The following is a 20,343-nucleotide window of genomic DNA, read 5'->3' on the forward strand; positions in this document are numbered from 1 at the left end:
ATTTTTTTACAGGGGAGTGTTATGGGTCAGGTTTTACCGCTGATTACCCGCCAGGGCGATCGTATCGCCATTGTTAGCGGCTTACGTACGCCTTTTGCCCGTCAGGCGACGGCTTTTCATGGCATTCCCGCTGTTGATTTGGGGAAGATGGTCGTAGGCGAATTGCTGGCACGCAGCGAGATCCCCGCCGAAGTGATTGAACAACTGGTTTTTGGTCAGGTCGTACAAATGCCTGAAGCCCCCAACATTGCGCGTGAAATTGTTCTTGGCACCGGAATGAATGTCCATACCGATGCTTACAGCGTCAGCCGCGCTTGTGCTACCAGTTTTCAGGCGGTTGCAAACGTCGCCGAAAGCCTGATGGCGGGAACTATTCGTGCGGGGATTGCCGGCGGGGCAGATTCCTCTTCCGTATTGCCCATTGGTGTTAGTAAAAAACTGGCGCGCGTGTTGGTGGATGTCAACAAAGCCCGCACGATGAGCCAACGACTGAAACTTTTTTGTCGCCTGCGTTTGCGTGACTTAATGCCCGTACCGCCTGCGGTGGCGGAGTATTCCACAGGCTTGCGGATGGGCGACACCGCCGAACAAATGGCGAAAACCTACGGTATTACTCGCGAACAGCAAGATGCGCTGGCGCACCGTTCACATCAGCGTGCTGCTCAGGCATGGTCAGAAGGTAAACTCAAAGAAGAGGTAATGACCGCCTACGTTCCTCCTTATAAACAACCGCTCGCGGAAGACAACAATATTCGCGGCAATTCCACGCTTGCTGATTACGCAAAGCTGCGTCCGGCGTTTGATCGCAAACACGGGACGGTAACGGCAGCAAACAGTACGCCGCTGACCGATGGCGCAGCGGCGGTGATCCTGATGACTGAATCGCGGGCGAAAGAATTGGGCCTGGTGCCGCTAGGATATCTGCGTAGCTACGCATTTACCGCTATTGATGTCTGGCAGGACATGTTGCTCGGCCCGGCCTGGTCAACGCCGCTGGCGCTGGAACGCGCTGGATTGACGATGGCCGATCTGACATTGATTGACATGCACGAAGCCTTTGCCGCCCAGACGCTGGCCAATATTCAGTTGCTTGGCAGCGAACGTTTTGCGCGCGACGTACTGGGGCGTGCACATGCCACTGGCGAAGTGGACGATAGTAAATTTAACGTGCTTGGTGGTTCCATTGCGTACGGGCATCCCTTCGCAGCGACTGGAGCGCGGATGATTACCCAGACATTGCATGAACTTCGCCGTCGCGGCGGTGGATTTGGCTTAGTGACCGCTTGTGCTGCTGGTGGGCTTGGTGCGGCAATGGTTCTGGAGGCGGAATAATGGAAATGGCATCAGCTTTTACTCTTAATGTTCGTCTGGACAACATTGCAGTCATCACCATCGACGTTCCCGGTGAGAAAATGAATACCCTGAAGGCGGAGTTTGCCTCGCAGGTGCGCACCATTATTAAGCAACTTCGCGAAAACAAAGAATTACGTGGAGTTGTATTTATCTCAGCGAAACCGGACAACTTTATCGCCGGAGCAGACATCAACATGATCGGCAACTGCAAAACGGCGCAAGAAGCGGAAGAGCTGGCGCGGCAGGGGCAACAGTTAATGGCGGAGATTCATGCTCTGTCTGTTCCGGTTATCGCGGCTATTCATGGCGCTTGCCTGGGGGGCGGGCTGGAACTGGCACTGGCGTGTCATGGCCGCGTCTGCAGTGACGATCCTAAAACGGTGCTTGGCTTGCCGGAAGTTCAGCTTGGATTATTGCCAGGTTCAGGCGGTACTCAGCGTTTGCCGCGCCTCATTGGCGTCAGCACCGCGCTGGAGATGATCCTCACAGGCAAGCAACTACGGGCAAAGCAGGCTTTAAAACTGGGGCTGGTGGATGATGTCGTTCCGCACTCTATTTTACTGGAATCCGCCGTTGAGTTGGCAAAGCAGGATCGACTATCTTCCCGCCCGCTACCTGTACGTGAGCGCATTCTGGCGGGGCCGCTAGGTCGTGCACTGTTGTTCAAAATGGTCGGCAAGAAAACAGAGCAGAAAACTCAGGGGAACTATCCGGCGACAAAACGCATTCTTGAAGTCATCGAAACCGGATTAGCGCAAGGCACCAGTAGCGGCTATGACGCGGAAGCCCGTGCCTTTGGTGAACTGGCGATGACACCACAATCGCAGGCTCTGCGTAGTATCTTTTTTGCCAGTACCGAAGTGAAGAAAGATCCGGGCAGTGATGCTCCGCCCGCGCCGTTAAATAGCGTAGGGATTTTAGGTGGTGGCTTGATGGGGGGCGGTATTGCTTATGTTACTGCTTGTAAAGCGGGCTTGCCGGTCAGAATTAAAGATATCAACCCGCAGGGCATAAATCATGCATTGAAGTACAGCTGGGATCAGTTGGAGGGCAAAGTGCGCCGCCGACATCTCAAAGCCAGCGAACGTGACAAACAGCTGGCATTAATTTCGGGAACAACGGATTATCGCGGCTTTGCCCATCGTGACTTAATTATTGAAGCGGTGTTTGAAAATCTCGAATTAAAACAAAAGATGGTGGCGGAAGTAGAGGGAAATTGCGCCACTCATACCATCTTCGCTTCGAATACGTCATCTTTACCAATTAGTGATATTGCCGCTCACGCCTCGCGGCCGGAGCAGGTTATCGGTCTTCATTTCTTCAGCCCGGTAGAAAAAATGCCGCTGGTGGAGATCATTCCCCATACGGGGACATCGGCGCAAACCATCGCTACAACGGTAAAACTGGCGAAAAAACAGGGAAAAACGCCAATTGTTGTGCGTGACAAAGCCGGGTTTTATGTCAATCGCATTTTAGCGCCTTACATCAATGAAGCTATCCGCATGTTGACTGAAGGTGAACGGGTTGAGCATATCGATGCCGCACTGGTCAAGTTTGGTTTTCCGGTGGGACCAATCCAACTTTTGGATGAGGTAGGAATCGATACCGGGACTAAAATTATTCCTGTACTGGAAGCCGCTTATGGAGAACGTTTTAGCGCGCCTGCAAATGTTGTTTCTTCAATTTTGAATGACGATCGCAAAGGCAGAAAAAATGGTCGGGGTTTCTATCTTTATGGGCCGAAAGGGCGTAAAAGCAAAAAACAGGTCGATCCTGCTATTTATCCGCTGATTGGCGCGCAAGGGCAGGGGCGACTCTCCGCACCGCAGGTTGCTGAACGGTGTGTGATGATGATGCTGAATGAAGCTGTACGTTGTCTGGACGAGCAGGTTATCCGTAGCGTGCGTGACGGGGATATCGGCGCGGTATTTGGAATTGGGTTTCCGCCGTTTCTCGGTGGCCCATTTCGCTATATCGACGCTCTCGGTGCGGCAGAAGTGGTTGCAATAATGCAACGTCTGACCGCGCGGTACGGTTCTCGTTTTACCCCTTGCGATCGTTTAGTTGAGATGAGCGAACGTGGGGAAAGTTTTTGGAAAACAACTGCAACTGACCTGCAATAAGAAGGTCAAAGTTATATGAATCCGCGCTGAATGGCGGAGCGTTGGTCAAAATGTAAACGCATATTGACTATACTTACGCCATTGAGGTAAAAAACAGCGTTTCATTCGGTGAATGGATAAGGCACAATGCCGGCCACCGTCGTGTTTCTCTGGTTTCAGATGAAACACGACGGGCGAATCTGGTTAACAAAAGCGGTGCAATATGCAAGTTTTTATCATGCGTCACGGCGACGCAGCCCTCGATGCCGCCAGTGATTCGGTTCGTCCTCTGACCACTAATGGTTGTGACGAATCTCGCCTGATGGCGAACTGGCTGAAAGGTCAAAAAGTGGAAATCGAACGTGTTCTGGTGAGCCCGTTCCTGCGAGCCGAGCAAACACTGGAAGAAGTGGCGGATTGTATGGACCTGCCTTCCAGCGTAGAAGTTCTGCCTGAGCTAACGCCCTGTGGCGATGTTGGTCTGGTCAGTGCGTATCTCCAGGCACTGACCAACGAAGGTGTCGAATCGGTACTGGTTATCTCCCACTTACCATTAGTCGGGTATCTGGTTGCCGAGTTATGTCCGGGCGAAACGCCGCCTATGTTTACCACTTCAGCGATTGCCAGCGTAACACTTGATGAAAGTGGAAACGGCCAATTCAACTGGCAGATGAGCCCGTGTAATCTGAAGATGGCAAAAGCAATTTAAAAGCTCATATGCCCGGTTGCGTACGCGTATACCGGGCAAATTTTTTCTGTCCTAATTGTGAATATATTTTACATATCACGAATTTTATTATCTTTCTTGTTATTGAATATTGTAATAACACAGTGGAATAATGGTTTTGTATCTTGAATATAAATTAATTAATTTAATCAAGAATGAATCTTAGCAATAAATAAATGCAAAATCATTATAAATTCTTTTAGTGGTTTTTATATCCAATTCATTCATATTAGTTATGAAATCTTTCTTTTTTTTGATGGCGCGCATGTATTTTTATTGAAAATCGAGAGGGATATTCTGGTTGTGTATTGATTAATTAAATCTACATAAGTGTTTAAGCATTACTACATTGATTGTTCTTAAAGATAAGACCAACATAACGACACACCAGAGAATATCTGTTTACATTCTATGATTATTTGGGACATATGATGTTCAATGGTTAACTAAAAGCGTCAGACATAATATATACAATAATATTATGTCAGTTGCTTGTATTATACATTTTAATGATTTAAGGACAAATAATGATTAAGTTTGCCAAAACAGCCATTGCTGCCGCAATGGTGATGGGCGCAGTTGTCTCCGCGTCAGCATTTGCTGCAGGCAACAACGGTACTGCACGTTTCTACGGCACCATTGAAGACTCCCCGTGCTCTATCGTTCCAGACGATCACAAACTGGAAGTGGATTTAGGTAACATCGGTGCCGAAGTACTGAAAAACAACGGGACCACCACGCCGAAAGATTTTCAGATTCGTTTGCAGGACTGCGTATTTGATACCCAAACGAACATGGAAACGACGTTCACCGGTAACGTTTCTACGGGAAACGAGAATTACTACACCATTTTTAATACCGATACAGGTGCTGCGTTTAACAATGTAAGCCTGGCGATTGGTGATAAGCAAGGTACTTCCTATAAAAGCGGTGCTGGCATTAAACAGGCGATCGTAAATGACTCAGCAACCAATAAAGGCAAACCTAAACAGACTCTGAACTTCAAAGCCTGGTTAGTCGGTGCGACGGGTACGCCTGACCTGGGTGGTTTTGAAGCGAATACCACTTTCCAGATTACCTATCTCTAAGGTAATTCACCCCCATAGCATCTCGCTATGGGGGATTTTGGCGAGTTTTTGGACTTATTATAATAATCACGGATGAATACGTGTATGCCTGACCATTCCCTTTTCCGCTTACGGGCGCTTCCCTGGTGCGTTGCCGTGGCCATCTCTGGATGCCATATCAATGCCTGGGCTGATGAAGATATTCAGTTTGATTCCCGTTTTCTGGAATTAAAAGGCGACACGAAAATCGATCTAAAACGCTTTTCAAGCCAGGGTTATGTTGAACCGGGTAAATACAGTTTACAGGTTGAGGTGAATAAACAGCCATTACCCGGTGAATATGATATTTACTGGTATGCAACAGAAAATGATGCCAATAAGACTTACGCCTGCCTGTCGCCAGACCTGGTGGCACTGCTTGGCTTCAAAGAAGACATTGCGAAAAATTTGCAATGGGTTCACGACGGTAAATGCCTCAAGCCAGGCCAATTTGACGGTCTGGAAATGCGCGCTGACTTAAGCCAGTCCGCACTCCTTATCAGTTTGCCGCAGGCTTATCTTGAATACAGCGATGTCGACTGGGACCCTCCCTCGCGCTGGGATGATGGCATCTCAGGTTTAATTGCCGATTACAGCATCAACGCCCAAACCCGACACGAAGAAAATGGCGGTGATGACAGCAACGATATCAGTGGCAACGGTACGGTTGGCGTTAACCTCGGGCCGTGGCGCTTGCGAGCCGACTGGCAGAGCGATTATCAGCATACCCGCAGTAATGATGAAGAGACGGAAGACAGCACCGAAAGAAACTGGGACTGGAGCCGTTACTATGCCTGGCGCGCGTTACCGAGCCTGAAAGCCAAACTGGCACTCGGTGAAGATTACCTCGATTCCGATATTTTCGATGGCTTTAACTACATCGGCGGTAGTATCAGTACTGACGATCAAATGCTGCCGCCGAACCTGCGCGGCTATGCCCCGGATATTTCCGGCGTGGCCCATACGGCGGCGAAAGTCACCGTTAGCCAGGCCGGGCGCGTAATCTATGAAACCCAGGTGCCAGCCGGGCCATTCCGTATCCAGGATCTCGCCGATTTTAGCTCTGGTACGCTGCATGTGCGTATTGAAGAGGTGAACGGTCAGGTGCAGGAGTATGACATCAGCACTGCCTCCATGCCGTTCCTGACTCGCCCGGGCCAGGTGCGCTACAAAATTATGATGGGGCGACCACAGGAGTGGGGGCACCATGTGCAAGGCGGGTTCTTTTCCGGTGGCGAAGCGTCCTGGGGGATAGCAAACGGCTGGTCACTGTATGGCGGGGCGCTTGGCGATGAAAATTACCAGTCAGCCGCGCTTGGGATTGGTCGCGATCTTTCCGTTTTCGGTGCGATGGCCTTTGATATCACCCACTCGCATACCCGACTTGACGATTCGACCGCTTACGGAAAAAGCACGCTCGACGGTAACTCTTTCAGAGTCAGTTACTCCAAAGACTTTGATGAACTCAACAGCCGCGTCACCTTCGCCGGATACCGCTTCTCGGAAGAGAACTATATGACCATGAGCGAGTATCTGGACGCGAATGACAGCGCAATGGTTCGCTCAGGCAATGATAAAGAGATGTACACCGCCACTTATAACCAGAACTTCAGGGATGCCGGTGTTTCTGTTTACCTGAACTATACGCGTCACACCTACTGGGATCGTGATGAACAGACCAACTACAACGTAATGCTCTCCCACTATTTCAATATGGGGGGCATTCGTAACATGAGTATCTCTCTGACTGGTTATCGCTACGAGTATGACGACAGTGCTGACAAAGGCGTCTACATCTCCTTAAGTATGCCATGGGGCGATAGCAGCGTTGTGAGTTACAACGGCAACTACGGCAGCGGTTCAGACAGCAGCCAGGTAGGGTATTTCAGTCGTATCGATGACGCCAGTCATTATCAGATAAACGTGGGCAACAGTGAAAATCACTCCAGCGTGGATGGTTATTACAGCCGTGACGGCTCAATGGCCCATGTGGATCTCAATGCCAACTACCATGAAGGGCAGTACACCTCTGCCGGGTTGTCGCTACAGGGCGGCGCTACGCTCACGGCTCACGGTGGCGCGTTGCACCGTACTCAAAATATGGGCGGTACGCGACTGCTGATTGACGCTGACGGTGTCGCGGACGTACCGGTCGAAGGAAATGGCGCAGCGGTGTACACCAATATGTTTGGCAAAGCCGTCGTTGCCGACGTCAATAACTACTACCGTAACCAGGCCACGATTGACCTGACCAGACTGCCAGAAAACGCCGAAGCCACGCAGTCTGTCGTGCAGGCGACGCTTACCGAAGGCGCCATTGGCTATCGTCAATTTGCGGTCATCAGTGGGCAAAAGGCGATGGCTGTCCTGCGCATGAGTGATGGCAGTTACCCGCCATTTGGTGCGGAAGTGAGAAACGAACATGACCAGCAGGTCGGCCTGGTTGATGATGACGGCAACGTCTATCTGGCTGGAGTAAAAGCGGGCGAACACATGCGTGTCTCATGGAATGGCGAACCCCACTGTGAGATCTCACTGCCAGACCCGCTGCCTGCCGACCTGTTCAATGGCCTGTTACTGCCGTGCAAGCAACAAGGCGCGGTGATGCCTGCGGCTCCGGCAGAGATTAAACCGATGATTCAGGAACAAACGCAGCAGGTCACACCTGGCGCGGAACCCATGGCTATTTCAGCAAACCAATAACGTGATTAAGGATTGATCCATGTATACATTGACTCGCTCTGCAACACGCGCTGCCCCTGCGTTGGCGCTGCTGGTGGCGGCCGCCAGTTTTACCACCCACGCATCGGTGACGCCCGACCGTACACGCCTGGTCTTCAATGAAGGCGACAAATCTATCAGCGTCACGTTGCGCAATAACGACCCGAAGCAGCCCTACCTGGCACAAAGCTGGATGGAGGACGAAAAGGGCAACAAAATCAGCTCGCCACTTACGGTACTGCCGCCGGTACAGCGTATTGATGCGATGATGAATGGTCAGGTAAAAGTCCAGGGAATGCCGGATATCAACAAGTTACCTGCCGATCGTGAGAGCATGTTCTACTTTAACGTGCGTGAAATCCCGCCAAAATCGAACAAGCCTAATACGCTGCAAATTGCCCTGCAAACGCGTATCAAATTGTTCTGGCGACCAAAGGCACTGGCAAAAATTAACATGAGAGACCCGTGGCAGCACAAGGTGACGTTAACCCGCAATGGCCAGGCGTTCACCGTCAATAACCCCACGCCCTATTACGTGATTATCAGCAATGCCAGCACACAGAAAAATGGTAATCCGGCAGCCGGGTTTACGCCGCTGGTCATGCCGCCGAAATCGTCCGCACCGTTGAATGTGAAGATGGACACTGTGCCGGTGCTGACTTACGTCAACGACTACGGCGCGCGAATGTCGCTGAACTTTAAATGCACTGGCAATAATTGCCAGGTGGATGCAGAGCAAAGCCGCAAAGGCTGAGGCCGGGAGAGTCTTATGAAATACACGTTTCTGGTGGGAACGGGCATTTTTCTCCTGAGCGGTTGGCTGATGGGGAACCTTGCCGTCGCAGGGCAAAGTAAACAGGTGTCATTGTCTTTGCGCGTTCTGGTGGATGGGCCACCGCCCTGTTCCGTAAAGGGGAGCAATGTGCAATTTGGCGAAGTCTACATTAGCAAAATCAATGGCACGAATTACCGCACCACGCAGCCGTTTTATACCCTGAACTGTAGTAGCAGGGCTTCAGGTATTGATGATCTGCGGATGCAGCTTAAAGGCACCACTACCGTGATTAACGGGGAAACTGTCATTGCGACGGAAATACCCGGCCTGGGCATTCGCATTGAAAATGGTGCCGATAACTCTCTGTTCAGGGTGGGTGAAGGTAACTGGTCTGATTTTAATGTTAACCAGTTGCCCAATCTCAAAGCGGTGCCGGTAAAACAGAGTGGAGCGCAGCTTACGCCTGCGGAATTTAACGCCAGTATGACGATGGTGGTGGATTACCAATGAAAAAACGCTTGTTACTTTTACTCTGCACCTGCGGTGGCGTTGCGCTGGCGGCTGGGGATGACATCACCTTCCACGGTACGCTGGTGGCACCGCCTGCCTGTGCTATCAGCGATGGAAAGACCCTCGAAGTGGAATTTCCCGATCTCATCATCGACAGTATCAACGGAGACTATGGTCGCAAGGAAGTGGTATATGGCCTGAGCTGTGACTCTGACACGCGCGATCCCGAGTGGAATATGACACTCACCTGGACGGGTACGCCGACCGCCTACAATAACGCGGCTATCGAAACAGACGTTCCCGGCTTTGGTATTGAGCTTCAGCATGATGGTCAGCGTTTTGAGCTGAATACTCCGCTTGCCATTAACGCCACCGATTTTACCCAAAAGCCGAAACTGGAGGCCGTGCCAGTGAAGTCAGCCGATGCGGTGCTGAGTGATACTACATTTTCAGCCTATGCAACATTGCGGGTGGATTATCAATGAAGACAGACCGTATTTGTTCACTCGGTTATGGGCTGTTAGCGGGCCTGCTGTTGATCGGCAGCACGCGTGCCCTGGCCGTGGACAACAACCTGCATTTTTACGGCAACTTAATTAGCCGCTCTTGTACGCTGGTGGTTGAGAGCGGGAATCTGGCCGAAGTCCATTTTCCAACTATCAGTCGTCGGGATCTTATGGTTGCGGGGGAGTCTGCGCACATCCCGGTGGTGTTTAAGCTGAAAGATTGTAAAGGGCCTGCGAGTTATCAGGTCCAGGTGACTCTTACCGGTACGGAAGACAGTGAACAGCCTGGTTTCCTGGCGCTGGATACCACATCAACCGCGCAAGGTGTGGGGATTGGGATGGAAACGACGGACGGTGTACGGGTGGCGATTAACGACCCAACCGGGGCGAAATTCACGCTTAGCGATGGCAGTAATGACATTAATTTCAGGGCCTGGTTACAGGCGAAAAGCGGTCGGGAAGTGACGATGGGCGATTTTACCGCCAACCTGACGGCGACCTTCGAGTATATATAATATGAAAAAATGGACGGTTTTTTTTACAGGTCTGGTATTAATTGCTCTCGGTTTAGTAATTCCAAAGAGCTATGCGGGTGATAAGCTCCTAAATGCAAATTTCCCAAGTGCCGAAATTTATTATGCAATTAATAATATCTCTATGCAGGGCAGTTTATATTTTTATGTCACAGTATTAACGCCAGAAGAAGTAGCCTATGGTCAATACAATTCAGGCGCAAGAAGAGGCGACACTCTCCAGGTAATATCCTGGACAGGATCGGGTCCTGCACCAAAGTTAGTGCTTACAGACTTTGGCAATACAGCCACATCAAATTGTCCGGGTATCGATACGTCCATATATAAATGTGGATTTATGACTTTCAGTATCACGGTATCATCTGATGATTATGGCTGCCCATGGATCGCCTCTTTTTATTCAGTTTCTCAGGCCAATGGATTTAGCGCATATAAAAGCCCAATAGAGCATAATACTGTTTGCCCGACAATTCCGGTATCTCCCTATGATATCTCCTGGAGTGATAGTTATGTTAGCCATACTAAAACGTTGCAATTACAATCCAATGGTTCAACCATCACAACAACGCTTTCGACCTATCTGATGGAAAGTGGCAATCTCTGCGATGGCAGTAATTTTGATGCCAGAGGAGCATACTGTCGTGCAGTTTCAGATTTATTAACGTTTACCTCTTATGGTTGCGATAGTACACAGGTGACAGTCACACCGACACGTAAACCGTTAACGGATAGAAAACTCCACGATATTGTGGTGAAGGTAAATACCAGTAGTCGGCAACCGATTGATTCTACGTGCCGTTTCCAGTATGTACTGAACGAATTGTAATGTTAATCTTTCACCGACCAGTTAGCTGGTCGGTGAAAGTGCATGTTGATAATGATGTCAGGGCAACTCAGGCGGCAACCACTCTTCCACTTCAACCAACACTAATAAAGCTGCATCACCGCCGTACTCTTTCGGTGCCTGGTGAAACGCCATCACATGGGGATGTTGCGCCAGCCACAGCGGCGTTTGCTGCTTCAAAATATGCTTACCATGACCATGCATCACGCAGGCGCAAAACACATGTTCACGACGGCAGGCGGCAATCAGAGCCCCAAGTTCCTGCTTAGCTTGCAACTGCGTCAAACCGTGTAAATCTAAAAACAACTCCGGCGAATAATCGCCGCGGCGCAGTTTCTTCGCTTCAAAGTGGCTGACATCCGGACGGACATATTTCACCGGACCTTCGGTATTCAATAACGGTTGAAACTCATCGGAGAAATAATGGCTGGCATCGGCCTGTTCCTGAATTAACCGCTTGACTGGTACTTCGCTAATTTTTTTACGCGGCGGCCGATGGACGATGGTGTCCTGCTTTATCTGGCGGGTCCCCGCCATCAACTGGCGGAACAGCGCCTGGTCCTCCTCGCTAAGTGATGATTTCTTTTTCATTTACATCTCTCATTTCTAATTTTCCTACAGTTTACCCGACTCGTCGTCTAATCGATCGTTTTAAACGTATTTTTCCTCACTCACCGCGCGTGAATGCTGATTTATCGTCATCTTCATGGCAAACTAGCCGCCGAAATTAATGCGACCATGCCCTGGAGGAATACGTGGATAAAATTTTCGTTGATGAAGCAGTAAATGAGCTGCAAACCATTCAGGACATGTTGCGCTGGTCGGTGAGCCGCTTCAGCGCGGCAAATATCTGGTACGGCCACGGCACCGATAACCCGTGGGATGAAGCCGTACAACTGGTGCTGCCATCGCTCTACCTGCCGCTGGATATTCCGGAAGATATGCGCACCGCACGTCTGACTTCCAGCGAAAAACACCGTATTGTTGAGCGCGTGATCCGCCGCGTCAACGAACGCATTCCGGTGGCCTACCTGACCAACAAAGCCTGGTTCTGCGGTCATGAATTTTACGTCGATGAACGTGTGCTGGTGCCGCGCTCGCCGATTGGTGAACTTATCAACAATAAATTTGCCGGACTCATCAGCAAGCAACCGCAACACATTTTAGATATGTGCACCGGAAGCGGCTGTATTGCGATTGCCTGCGCTTATGCCTTTCCGGAAGCAGAAGTCGACGCGGTAGACATCTCTCCTGACGCGCTGGCGGTTGCTGAACAGAACATCGAAGAACATGGTCTGATCCACAACGTCATTCCGATTCGTTCCGATCTGTTCCGGGACTTGCCGAAAGTGCAGTACGACCTGATCGTCACTAACCCGCCGTACGTTGATGCGGAAGATATGTCCGACCTGCCAAATGAATACCGTCACGAGCCGGAACTGGGTCTGGCATCTGGTACTGACGGCCTGAAACTGACGCGTCGTATTCTCGGTAATGCGGCAGATTACCTTGCTGATGATGGCGTGCTGATTTGTGAAGTCGGCAACAGCATGGTACATCTTATGGAACAATATCCGGATGTTCCGTTCACCTGGCTGGAGTTTGATAACGGCGGCGATGGTGTGTTTATGCTCACCAAAGAGCAGCTTATTGCTGCACGAGAACATTTCGCGATTTATAAAGATTAAGTAAACACGCAAACACAACAATAACGGAGCCGTGATGGCTGGAAACACAATTGGACAACTCTTTCGCGTAACCACCTTCGGCGAATCGCACGGGCTGGCGCTCGGCTGCATCGTCGATGGTGTTCCGCCGGGTATTTCGCTGACGGAAGCGGACCTGCAACACGATCTCGACCGTCGTCGCCCTGGGACATCGCGCTATACCACCCAGCGTCGTGAGCCGGATCAGGTCAAAATTCTCTCCGGTGTTTTTGAAGGCGTTACTACCGGCACCAGCATTGGTTTGTTGATCGAAAACACTGACCAGCGTTCTCAGGATTACAGCGCAATTAAAGACGTTTTCCGTCCAGGCCATGCCGATTACACCTACGAACAAAAATATGGCCTGCGCGATTATCGCGGCGGCGGTCGTTCTTCCGCTCGCGAAACCGCCATGCGCGTTGCAGCAGGGGCGATTGCCAAAAAATATCTCGCTGAGAAATTTGGTATAGAAATTCGCGGCTGCCTGACCCAAATGGGCGACATTCCGCTGGAAATCAAAGACTGGTCTCAGGTCGAGCAAAATCCATTCTTCTGCCCGGATCCGGACAAAATCGAAGCCTTAGATGAACTGATGCGCGCGCTGAAAAAAGAGGGCGACTCTATTGGCGCGAAAGTCACCGTTGTTGCCAGTGGCGTCCCTGCCGGACTTGGCGAGCCGGTCTTTGATCGCCTTGATGCTGATATCGCCCATGCGCTAATGAGCATTAACGCGGTGAAAGGTGTGGAAATTGGTGATGGTTTTGACGTGGTAGCGCTGCGTGGCAGCCAGAACCGTGACGAAATCACCAAAGACGGTTTCCAGAGCAACCATGCGGGCGGTATTCTCGGCGGCATCAGCAGCGGGCAGCAAATCATTGCCCATATGGCGCTGAAACCGACCTCCAGCATTACTGTGCCTGGACGCACCATTAACCGCTTTGGCGAAGAAGTTGAGATGATCACCAAAGGCCGTCACGATCCTTGTGTTGGGATCCGCGCGGTGCCGATCGCGGAAGCGATGCTGGCGATCGTTTTAATGGATCACCTGTTACGGCAACGGGCGCAAAATGCTGATGTGAAGACTGATATTCCACGCTGGTAAAAATGAACAAAACTGCGATTGCGCTGCTGGCCCTGCTTGCCAGTAGCGCCAGCCTGGCAGCGACGCCGTGGCAAAAAATAACCCAACCTGTGCCGGGTAGTGCACAATCGATAGGCAGTTTTTCAAATGGCTGTATCGTTGGAGCTGACACGCTGCCGATACAGTCCGAACATTATCAGGTCATGCGTACCGATCAGCGTCGCTATTTCGGGCACCCGGACCTGGTGATGTTTATCCAGCGTCTGAGTCGCCAGGTGAGCAATCTGGGCATGGGTACAGTGCTGATTGGCGATATGGGGATGCCTGCTGGTGGTCGTTTCAACGGCGGTCACGCCAGCCACCAGACCGGACTGGATGTGGACATCTTCCTGCAACTGCCGAAAAAACGCTGGACCTCCGCGCAACTCTTGCGCCCGCAAGCATTAGATTTGGTTTCCCGCGACGGTAAACACGTTGTCCCCACGCTGTGGAAGCCCGAAATTTTCAGCTTGATTAAACTCGCCGCGCAGGACAAAGACGTCACGCGCATTTTTGTTAATCCGGCGATTAAACAACAACTTTGCCTTGATGCGGGCACCGATCGCGACTGGTTGCGCAAAGTGCGACCCTGGTTCCAGCATCGCGCCCATATGCATGTACGATTACGTTGTCCTGCCGATAGTCTGGAGTGTGAAGATCAACCTTTACCGCCACCGGGCGATGGTTGCGGGGCAGAACTGCAAAGCTGGTTTGAACCTCCAAAACCGGGAACAACAAAGCCTGAGAAGAAGACACCGCCTCCGTTGCCGCCTTCCTGCCAGGCGCTACTGGATGAGCACGTGATCTAATGGAAACGTTTAATAGCCTGTTTATGGTTTCCCCGCTGTTGCTGGGACTCCTCTTTTTTGTCGCCATACTGGCGGGATTTATCGACTCTATTGCCGGGGGCGGTGGGCTACTCACCATTCCGGCATTAATGGCGGCGGGGATGTCTCCGGCTAACGCGCTGGCAACCAATAAACTGCAAGCCTGCGGTGGCTCTATTTCTGCCACTATCTACTTTATTCGCCGCAAAGTGGTTAGCTTAAGCGATCAGAAACTCAATATCGCCATGACCTTTATTGGCTCAATGAGCGGCGCTTTGCTGGTGCAGTACGTTCAGGCTGATGTCTTGCGGCAGATTTTGCCCATTCTGGTGATTTGTATTGGTCTTTATTTCTTACTGATGCCCAAACTGGGAGAAGAAGATCGCCAGCGTCGGATGTATGGACTGCCATTTGCGCTGGTAGCAGGGGGCTGCGTTGGTTTTTACGATGGATTCTTTGGCCCGGCTGCCGGATCGTTTTACGCGTTAGCCTTCGTTACGCTGTGCGGCTTTAACCTCGCCAAAGCCACGGCCCACGCCAAATTACTCAACGCAACGTCTAATATCGGCGGTTTGCTGCTGTTTATTCTCGGCGGCAAAGTGATTTGGGCGACAGGATTTGTGATGCTGGTGGGGCAGTTCCTCGGCGCGCGCATGGGGTCAAGACTGGTGTTGAGCAAAGGGCAAAAGCTGATTCGCCCGATGATTGTTATCGTCTCGGCGGTGATGAGTGCCAAATTACTTTATGATAGCCACGGACAGGAGATCCTCCACTGGTTGGGGATGAACTAATGAATAGTACACACCACTATGAGCAGTTGATTGAAATTTTTAATAGCTGCTTTGCCGATGAATTTAATACCCGTCTGATTAAAGGCGACGACGAACCGATCTATCTTCCTGCTGATGCGGAAGTACCGTATAACCGAATCGTCTTTGCTCACGGCTTTTATGCCAGCGCAATTCATGAGATTTCGCACTGGTGTATTGCCGGGAAAGCGCGCCGTGAGCTGGTTGATTTCGGCTACTGGTATTGTCCGGACGGACGCGATGCCCAAACGCAAGGCCAGTTTGAAGATGTTGAAGTGAAGCCGCAGGCGCTGGACTGGTTGTTCTGTGTGGCGGCGGGATATCCGTTTAATGTCAGTTGCGACAATCTGGAAGGGGATTTCGAACCGGACCGCGTGGTATTTCAACGGCGGGTACATGCACAGGTGATGGATTATCTGGCAAACGGTATTCCCGAGCGTCCGGCACGCTTCATTAAAGCACTACAAAATTATTATCACACGCCGGAACTTACGGCGGAACAGTTCCCGTGGCCGGAAGCGCTCAACTGAAGCCTGCGCCACGTTTTACAATGAGGAAAGAAGATGATCGCGGAGTTTGAATCACGCATTCTGGCATTAATCGACGGTATGGTTGACCATGCCAGTGATGATGAGTTGTTTGCCAGTGGGTATTTGCGTGGCCACCTGACATTAGCCATCGCAGAACTGGAAAGTGGTGATGACCACTCCGCCCAGGCGGTACATACGACCGTTAGCCAGAGTCTGGAAAAAGCCATTGGTGCCGGTGAGTTGTCGCCGCGAGACCAGGCGCTGGTGACCGATATGTGGGAAAATCTGTTTCAACAGGCTTCACAGCAGTAAGTTGTTGGCGTCTGGAGCGTCATGCCTGATGCGACGCTTATCGCGTCTTATCAGGCCTACAGGTTTTACGTAGGTCGGATAAGGCGTTCACGCCGCATCCGACATTGAGTGCATAATGCCTGATGCGACGCTTACTGCGTCTTATCAGGCCTACAGATTTCACGTAGGTCGGATAAGGCGCTTACGCCGCATCCGACATTGAGTGCATAATGCCTGATGCGACGCTTACCGCGTCTTATCAGGCCTACAGGTTTTACGTAGGTCGGATAAGGCGTTCACGCCGCATCCGACATTGAGTGCATAATGCCTGATGCGACGCTTACCGCGTCTTATCAGGCCTACAGGTTTCACGTAGGTCGGATAAGGCGTTCACGCCGCATCCGACAAACGCTGCCAAAGCAGATTACCCTGCCTTAACCGCTTTCCCTTTCAACAACTTCCGCACCCATAACCGATTTGGATTTAACGCCGCCAGCGTATTGCTATCCATCGGAATCGGTTCGTCGCTCATCTGCGCTGCCAGAATCTCGGCACACAGCGGGGCAGAGCACAAACCACGCGAACCTAAAGCCGCAAGCATAAAGAGATCGTCATAAACCGGTGCGCTTACCGCGTTGTCTTTCTGTTCCGCCAGAGAGGCATATTCCGCGAGCGTTGCATCATAATCAGGGACATTGCCTACCATTGGCAGATGATCACGAGTGGCACAACGCACACCGCAGCGAGCGTCTTTATCACTGACATCAACCTCTTTTGCCCACTGCGCCTGTGGGAAACAATCAATCAACCGCTGGCGATTCTGCTGCTGATCTTCATCACTGTACGCCGTATCTTCGCTGCCGCGATGATAACTGGCACCAATACAATGATATTGATTCGTCGGATTTTGTGGTGTGAGATAACCGTCATAGCACAGCACCTGCTTCAGCTTCGCCAGTTCCGGCGTTGTTGGAATATGGCTGACCTGACCGGCAACGGAATACACCGGCAGAGACGACGTTTGGCTGAAACCGCTGATTTGATGCCCGTTCGCCAGTACCACCACACTATGTGTTGCTTGCTGATCTCCTGCAAAATTCAACAACCAACAGTCATCCTGACGGGATAAATCCTTTAACTGATGTTGATAACAAATCTGCAAACCCTGCTGTTGTGCCAGCTTAAGCACATTACGGGTCAGCTCTGCCGGACACAGCCAACCACCTTGCGGATAAGTAATACCGCTGCAATTTGTCGCAACGCCCGTAATTTGTTCAACCGCCTTAGCATCAACGGCCACAGCCAGTTCTGCGGGTAAATCCATCGACAGCATTTGTGCGATTTTGTGCTGACTTTTCTCATCCCAGCCTAACTGCGTGACGCCGCACCAGTCATGATCAAATTTAACAGGCAATAAATCGTAAAGCCGACGAGCAAATGTAAACGCATTGGAGAAAAACCGGTTTAGTGCTTCATCATGTTTACTTAAGAGCGGATACAGCGCCCCCTGGCGATTGCCGGAAGCACCGAGCGCGGGGGCCTCATCCGCACAATAAAGTGTAACCTGCCATCCACGACGTAATAGCGCCAGCGACAATAATGCGCTGGCGATACCACCGCCAATAATCGCCGCTTCCCGTTTGCCACTACCCGTACGGTTAAACCACGGCGTGGAGCAGGGGAGGGGTAATGTCTGTTCCATCACCCCACAAAGCATTTCCCGTTTACGCCCAAACCCTTTGCGCTTTTGCATGGTGAATCCGGCTTCCTGCAAACCCCGGCGGACAAAACCGGCAGACGTAAATGTCGCCAGAGTGCCACCCGGACGCGCCAGCCTTGCCATGGCGTTAAACAGATTTTGCGTCCACATATCCGGGTTCTTCGCTGGCGCAAAGCCGTCCAGAAACCAGGCATCTACCTTTTGATTTAGCGAATCGTCCAGTTGGCTGGTCAGTTCGTTAATATCGCCAAACCATAAATCCAGCGTCACGCGGCCTTCATCGAGCAATAAACGATGGCAACCGGGCAAGGGCAAAGGCCACTGCGCCTGAAGTTTTTCTGCCCACGGAGCCAGTTCCGGCCAGTGTTGATGCGCTAAGGCTAAATCCGCACGAGTGAGGGGAAATTTCTCAAAACTAATGAAATGTAAGCGTTGTAATTGCGCTTGCGGATGAGCTTCGCGAAACTGATCAAATGCCTGCCATAGCGTCAGGAAGTTTAATCCGGTGCCGAAGCCGCTCTCTGCTACCACAAACAGAGGATGCGGATGTTCAGGAAAGCGTGCCTCTAATTGGTTACCCCCAAGAAAAACATAGCGTGTCTCTTCCAGTCCGTTATCGTTGGAAAAATAGACATCGTCAAAATCTCGGGAAACAGGTGTACCCTCAGCATTAAATTCGAGGTTGGCAGGTTGTATGGCGTAGTGTTTCACGTAAGTTACTCGTCTTACAGGCGGTGGCTCGATCTTAGCGATGTGTGTCAGGCTGCGCAAATTTCTCTATTAATTGGCTGATCGGACTTGTTCGGCGTACAAGTGTACGCTATTGTGCATTCGAAACTTACTCTATGTGCGACTTACAGAGGTATTGAATGAAACGTGCAGTGATTACTGGCCTGGGCATTGTTTCCAGCATCGGTAATAACCAGCAGGAAGTCCTGGCATCTCTGCGTGAAGGACGTTCAGGGATCACTTTCTCTCAGGAGCTGAAGGATTCCGGCATGCGTAGCCACGTCTGGGGCAACGTAAAACTGGATACCACTGGCCTCATTGACCGCAAAGTTGTGCGCTTTATGAGCGACGCATCCATTTATGCATTCCTTTCTATGGAGCAGGCAATTGCAGATGCTGGCCTCTCCCCGGAAGCTTATCAGAATAACCCGCGCGTTGGCCTGATTGCAGGTTCTGGCGGCGGTTCCCCGCGTTTCCAGGTGTTCGGCGCTGACGCTATGCGTAGCCCGCGCGGCCTGAAAGCGGTTGGCCCGTATGTGGTCACCAAAGCGATGGCATCTGGCGTTTCTGCCTGCCTCGCCACGCCGTTTAAAATTCACGGCGTTAACTACTCCATCAGCTCCGCGTGTGCGACTTCCGCACACTGTATCGGTAACGCAGTAGAGCAGATCCAACTGGGCAAACAGGACATCGTGTTTGCTGGCGGCGGCGAAGAGCTGTGCTGGGAAATGGCTTGCGAATTCGACGCGATGGGCGCGCTGTCTACTAAATACAACGACACCCCGGAAAAAGCCTCCCGTACTTACGACGCTCACCGCGACGGTTTCGTTATCGCTGGCGGCGGCGGTATGGTGGTGGTTGAAGAGCTGGAACACGCGCTGGCGCGTGGGGCTCACATCTATGCTGAAATCGTTGGTTACGGCGCAACGTCTGATGGTGCAGACATGGTTGCTCCGTCTGGCGAAGGCGCAGTTCGCTGCATGCAGATGGCGATGCACGGTGTTGATACGCCAATCGACTACCTGAACTCTCACGGTACTTCAACTCCGGTTGGCGACGTGAAAGAGCTGGCGGCTATCCGTGAAGTATTCGGTGATAAGAGCCCGGCGATTTCTGCAACCAAAGCAATGACCGGTCACTCTCTGGGCGCTGCGGGTGTGCAGGAAGCTATCTACTCTCTGCTGATGCTGGAACACGGCTTTATCGCACCGAGCATCAACATTGAAGAGCTGGACGAGCAGGCTGCGGGTCTGAACATTGTGACCGAAACGACCGATCGCGAACTGACTACCGTTATGTCTAACAGCTTCGGCTTCGGTGGCACCAACGCCACGCTGGTAATGCGTAAGCTGAAAGATTAATTCGGAGTAGGTCGGATAAGACGCGTCAGCGTCGCATCCGACGATACGCGCTAAAGAAAAAGGGAACCCGATG

19 protein-coding genes are annotated in these 20,343 nt (G+C 51.4%); 17 read left to right on the forward strand and 2 right to left on the reverse strand.

The window, feature by feature from the left end:
- Positions 1-21: 21 nt before the first annotated feature.
- The 10 genes from fadI (at position 22) to BGE37_RS02965 (ending at position 11,159) form a co-directional block, all read left to right on the forward strand.
- Entirely contained in the window at positions 22-1,332 is a 1,311-nt protein-coding gene (gene fadI, locus BGE37_RS02920) for an acetyl-CoA C-acyltransferase FadI (protein ID WP_105287746.1), read from the forward strand.
- A complete protein-coding gene (fadJ, locus tag BGE37_RS02925) occupies positions 1,332-3,476 on the forward strand; it encodes a fatty acid oxidation complex subunit alpha FadJ (protein ID WP_105287747.1) in 2,145 nt (714 codons plus the stop codon). The genes fadI and fadJ overlap by 1 nt, the downstream gene beginning before the upstream one ends.
- Before the next feature lie 202 nt (positions 3,477-3,678).
- Positions 3,679-4,164: a phosphohistidine phosphatase SixA gene (gene sixA / locus BGE37_RS02930; RefSeq protein WP_001195813.1), complete on the forward strand. Its 486-nt coding sequence runs from the start codon at positions 3,679-3,681 to the stop codon at positions 4,162-4,164.
- A 545-nt stretch (positions 4,165-4,709) separates the two neighbouring features.
- Positions 4,710-5,270 carry a fimbrial protein gene (locus BGE37_RS02935; RefSeq protein WP_105287748.1) on the forward strand — a complete coding sequence of 187 codons (561 nt, stop codon included), beginning with the start codon at positions 4,710-4,712 and terminating at the stop codon, positions 5,268-5,270.
- Between the two features lie 84 nt (positions 5,271-5,354).
- On the forward strand, positions 5,355-7,991 hold the full coding sequence (locus tag BGE37_RS02940) for a fimbrial biogenesis outer membrane usher protein (protein WP_105287749.1): 2,637 nt from the start codon (positions 5,355-5,357) through the stop codon (positions 7,989-7,991).
- 19 nt (positions 7,992-8,010) lie between these two features.
- The gene (locus BGE37_RS02945; protein ID WP_032184723.1) at positions 8,011-8,763 is read left to right on the forward strand and encodes a fimbria/pilus periplasmic chaperone; all 753 of its coding nucleotides are present in this window, start codon (positions 8,011-8,013) and stop codon (positions 8,761-8,763) included.
- Between the two features lie 15 nt (positions 8,764-8,778).
- Positions 8,779-9,294: a fimbrial protein gene (locus BGE37_RS02950; protein ID WP_105287750.1), complete on the forward strand. Its 516-nt coding sequence runs from the start codon at positions 8,779-8,781 to the stop codon at positions 9,292-9,294.
- Positions 9,291-9,779 (forward strand): fimbrial protein, encoded by a 489-nt coding sequence (locus BGE37_RS02955; RefSeq protein WP_105287751.1) that lies wholly within the window; start codon positions 9,291-9,293, stop codon positions 9,777-9,779. The genes BGE37_RS02950 and BGE37_RS02955 overlap by 4 nt, the downstream gene beginning before the upstream one ends.
- Positions 9,776-10,315: a fimbrial protein gene (locus BGE37_RS02960; RefSeq protein WP_105287752.1), complete on the forward strand. Its 540-nt coding sequence runs from the start codon at positions 9,776-9,778 to the stop codon at positions 10,313-10,315. Before BGE37_RS02955 ends, BGE37_RS02960 begins: the two co-directional genes overlap by 4 nt.
- Position 10,316: 1 nt before the next feature.
- Positions 10,317-11,159 carry a StfH/YfcO family fimbrial adhesin gene (locus BGE37_RS02965; protein ID WP_105287753.1) on the forward strand — a complete coding sequence of 281 codons (843 nt, stop codon included), beginning with the start codon at positions 10,317-10,319 and terminating at the stop codon, positions 11,157-11,159.
- Between the two features lie 57 nt (positions 11,160-11,216).
- Here BGE37_RS02965 and smrB read toward each other — a convergent pair whose 3' ends face one another.
- Positions 11,217-11,768, reverse strand: coding sequence for an endonuclease SmrB (gene smrB, locus BGE37_RS02970; RefSeq protein WP_105287754.1), 552 nt, complete (start codon positions 11,766-11,768; stop codon positions 11,217-11,219).
- 164 nt (positions 11,769-11,932) lie between these two features.
- On the opposite strand from smrB, the gene prmB reads away from it, so the two are divergent.
- The 6 genes from prmB to BGE37_RS03000 are packed head-to-tail and all read left to right on the forward strand — an operon-like array spanning position 11,933 to position 16,481.
- Complete coding sequence (prmB, locus tag BGE37_RS02975) at positions 11,933-12,865, forward strand: 50S ribosomal protein L3 N(5)-glutamine methyltransferase (protein ID WP_001298774.1); 933 nt, start codon at positions 11,933-11,935, stop codon at positions 12,863-12,865.
- A gap of 34 nt (positions 12,866-12,899) precedes the next feature.
- Positions 12,900-13,985: a chorismate synthase gene (gene aroC / locus BGE37_RS02980; protein WP_015953282.1), complete on the forward strand. Its 1,086-nt coding sequence runs from the start codon at positions 12,900-12,902 to the stop codon at positions 13,983-13,985.
- A 2-nt stretch (positions 13,986-13,987) separates the two neighbouring features.
- On the forward strand, positions 13,988-14,812 hold the full coding sequence (mepA, locus tag BGE37_RS02985; protein ID WP_032303463.1) for a penicillin-insensitive murein endopeptidase: 825 nt from the start codon (positions 13,988-13,990) through the stop codon (positions 14,810-14,812).
- Positions 14,812-15,621, forward strand: coding sequence for a sulfite exporter TauE/SafE family protein (locus BGE37_RS02990; RefSeq protein WP_000447348.1), 810 nt, complete (start codon positions 14,812-14,814; stop codon positions 15,619-15,621). The genes mepA and BGE37_RS02990 overlap by 1 nt, the downstream gene beginning before the upstream one ends.
- Complete coding sequence (epmC, locus tag BGE37_RS02995) at positions 15,621-16,169, forward strand: elongation factor P hydroxylase (protein ID WP_039020353.1); 549 nt, start codon at positions 15,621-15,623, stop codon at positions 16,167-16,169. The genes BGE37_RS02990 and epmC overlap by 1 nt, the downstream gene beginning before the upstream one ends.
- A gap of 33 nt (positions 16,170-16,202) precedes the next feature.
- Positions 16,203-16,481, forward strand: coding sequence for a YfcL family protein (locus tag BGE37_RS03000; protein WP_000559764.1), 279 nt, complete (start codon positions 16,203-16,205; stop codon positions 16,479-16,481).
- Between the two features lie 403 nt (positions 16,482-16,884).
- On the opposite strand, the gene mnmC is transcribed toward BGE37_RS03000, so the two are convergent.
- The gene (gene mnmC / locus BGE37_RS03005) at positions 16,885-18,891 is read right to left on the reverse strand and encodes a bifunctional tRNA (5-methylaminomethyl-2-thiouridine)(34)-methyltransferase MnmD/FAD-dependent 5-carboxymethylaminomethyl-2-thiouridine(34) oxidoreductase MnmC (RefSeq protein WP_105287755.1); all 2,007 of its coding nucleotides are present in this window, start codon (positions 18,889-18,891) and stop codon (positions 16,885-16,887) included.
- A gap of 158 nt (positions 18,892-19,049) precedes the next feature.
- Between mnmC and fabB the strand changes: the two genes are divergently transcribed.
- Positions 19,050-20,270 carry a beta-ketoacyl-ACP synthase I gene (fabB, locus tag BGE37_RS03010; RefSeq protein WP_000817187.1) on the forward strand — a complete coding sequence of 407 codons (1,221 nt, stop codon included), beginning with the start codon at positions 19,050-19,052 and terminating at the stop codon, positions 20,268-20,270.
- Positions 20,271-20,343 lie beyond the last annotated feature (73 nt).

This window comes from Escherichia sp. MOD1-EC6300, from assembly GCF_002965045.1.
Classification (GTDB): domain Bacteria; phylum Pseudomonadota; class Gammaproteobacteria; order Enterobacterales; family Enterobacteriaceae; genus Escherichia; species Escherichia coli_F.

Coding starts and splice junctions, on each gene's coding strand:
- smrB (WP_105287754.1), bottom strand. CDS start 11,768: ATGAAAAAGAAATCATCACTTAGCGAGGAGGACCAGGCGCTGTTCCGC.
- BGE37_RS02935 (WP_105287748.1), top strand. CDS start 4,710: ATGATTAAGTTTGCCAAAACAGCCATTGCTGCCGCAATGGTGATGGGC.
- sixA (WP_001195813.1), top strand. CDS start 3,679: ATGCAAGTTTTTATCATGCGTCACGGCGACGCAGCCCTCGATGCCGCC.
- mepA (WP_032303463.1), top strand. CDS start 13,988: ATGAACAAAACTGCGATTGCGCTGCTGGCCCTGCTTGCCAGTAGCGCC.
- epmC (WP_039020353.1), top strand. CDS start 15,621: ATGAATAGTACACACCACTATGAGCAGTTGATTGAAATTTTTAATAGC.
- BGE37_RS02990 (WP_000447348.1), top strand. CDS start 14,812: ATGGAAACGTTTAATAGCCTGTTTATGGTTTCCCCGCTGTTGCTGGGA.
- BGE37_RS02945 (WP_032184723.1), top strand. CDS start 8,011: ATGTATACATTGACTCGCTCTGCAACACGCGCTGCCCCTGCGTTGGCG.
- fabB (WP_000817187.1), top strand. CDS start 19,050: ATGAAACGTGCAGTGATTACTGGCCTGGGCATTGTTTCCAGCATCGGT.
- fadJ (WP_105287747.1), top strand. CDS start 1,332: ATGGAAATGGCATCAGCTTTTACTCTTAATGTTCGTCTGGACAACATT.
- BGE37_RS02940 (WP_105287749.1), top strand. CDS start 5,355: ATGCCTGACCATTCCCTTTTCCGCTTACGGGCGCTTCCCTGGTGCGTT.
- BGE37_RS02960 (WP_105287752.1), top strand. CDS start 9,776: ATGAAGACAGACCGTATTTGTTCACTCGGTTATGGGCTGTTAGCGGGC.
- BGE37_RS02965 (WP_105287753.1), top strand. CDS start 10,317: ATGAAAAAATGGACGGTTTTTTTTACAGGTCTGGTATTAATTGCTCTC.
- BGE37_RS03000 (WP_000559764.1), top strand. CDS start 16,203: ATGATCGCGGAGTTTGAATCACGCATTCTGGCATTAATCGACGGTATG.
- fadI (WP_105287746.1), top strand. CDS start 22: ATGGGTCAGGTTTTACCGCTGATTACCCGCCAGGGCGATCGTATCGCC.
- BGE37_RS02950 (WP_105287750.1), top strand. CDS start 8,779: ATGAAATACACGTTTCTGGTGGGAACGGGCATTTTTCTCCTGAGCGGT.
- aroC (WP_015953282.1), top strand. CDS start 12,900: ATGGCTGGAAACACAATTGGACAACTCTTTCGCGTAACCACCTTCGGC.
- BGE37_RS02955 (WP_105287751.1), top strand. CDS start 9,291: ATGAAAAAACGCTTGTTACTTTTACTCTGCACCTGCGGTGGCGTTGCG.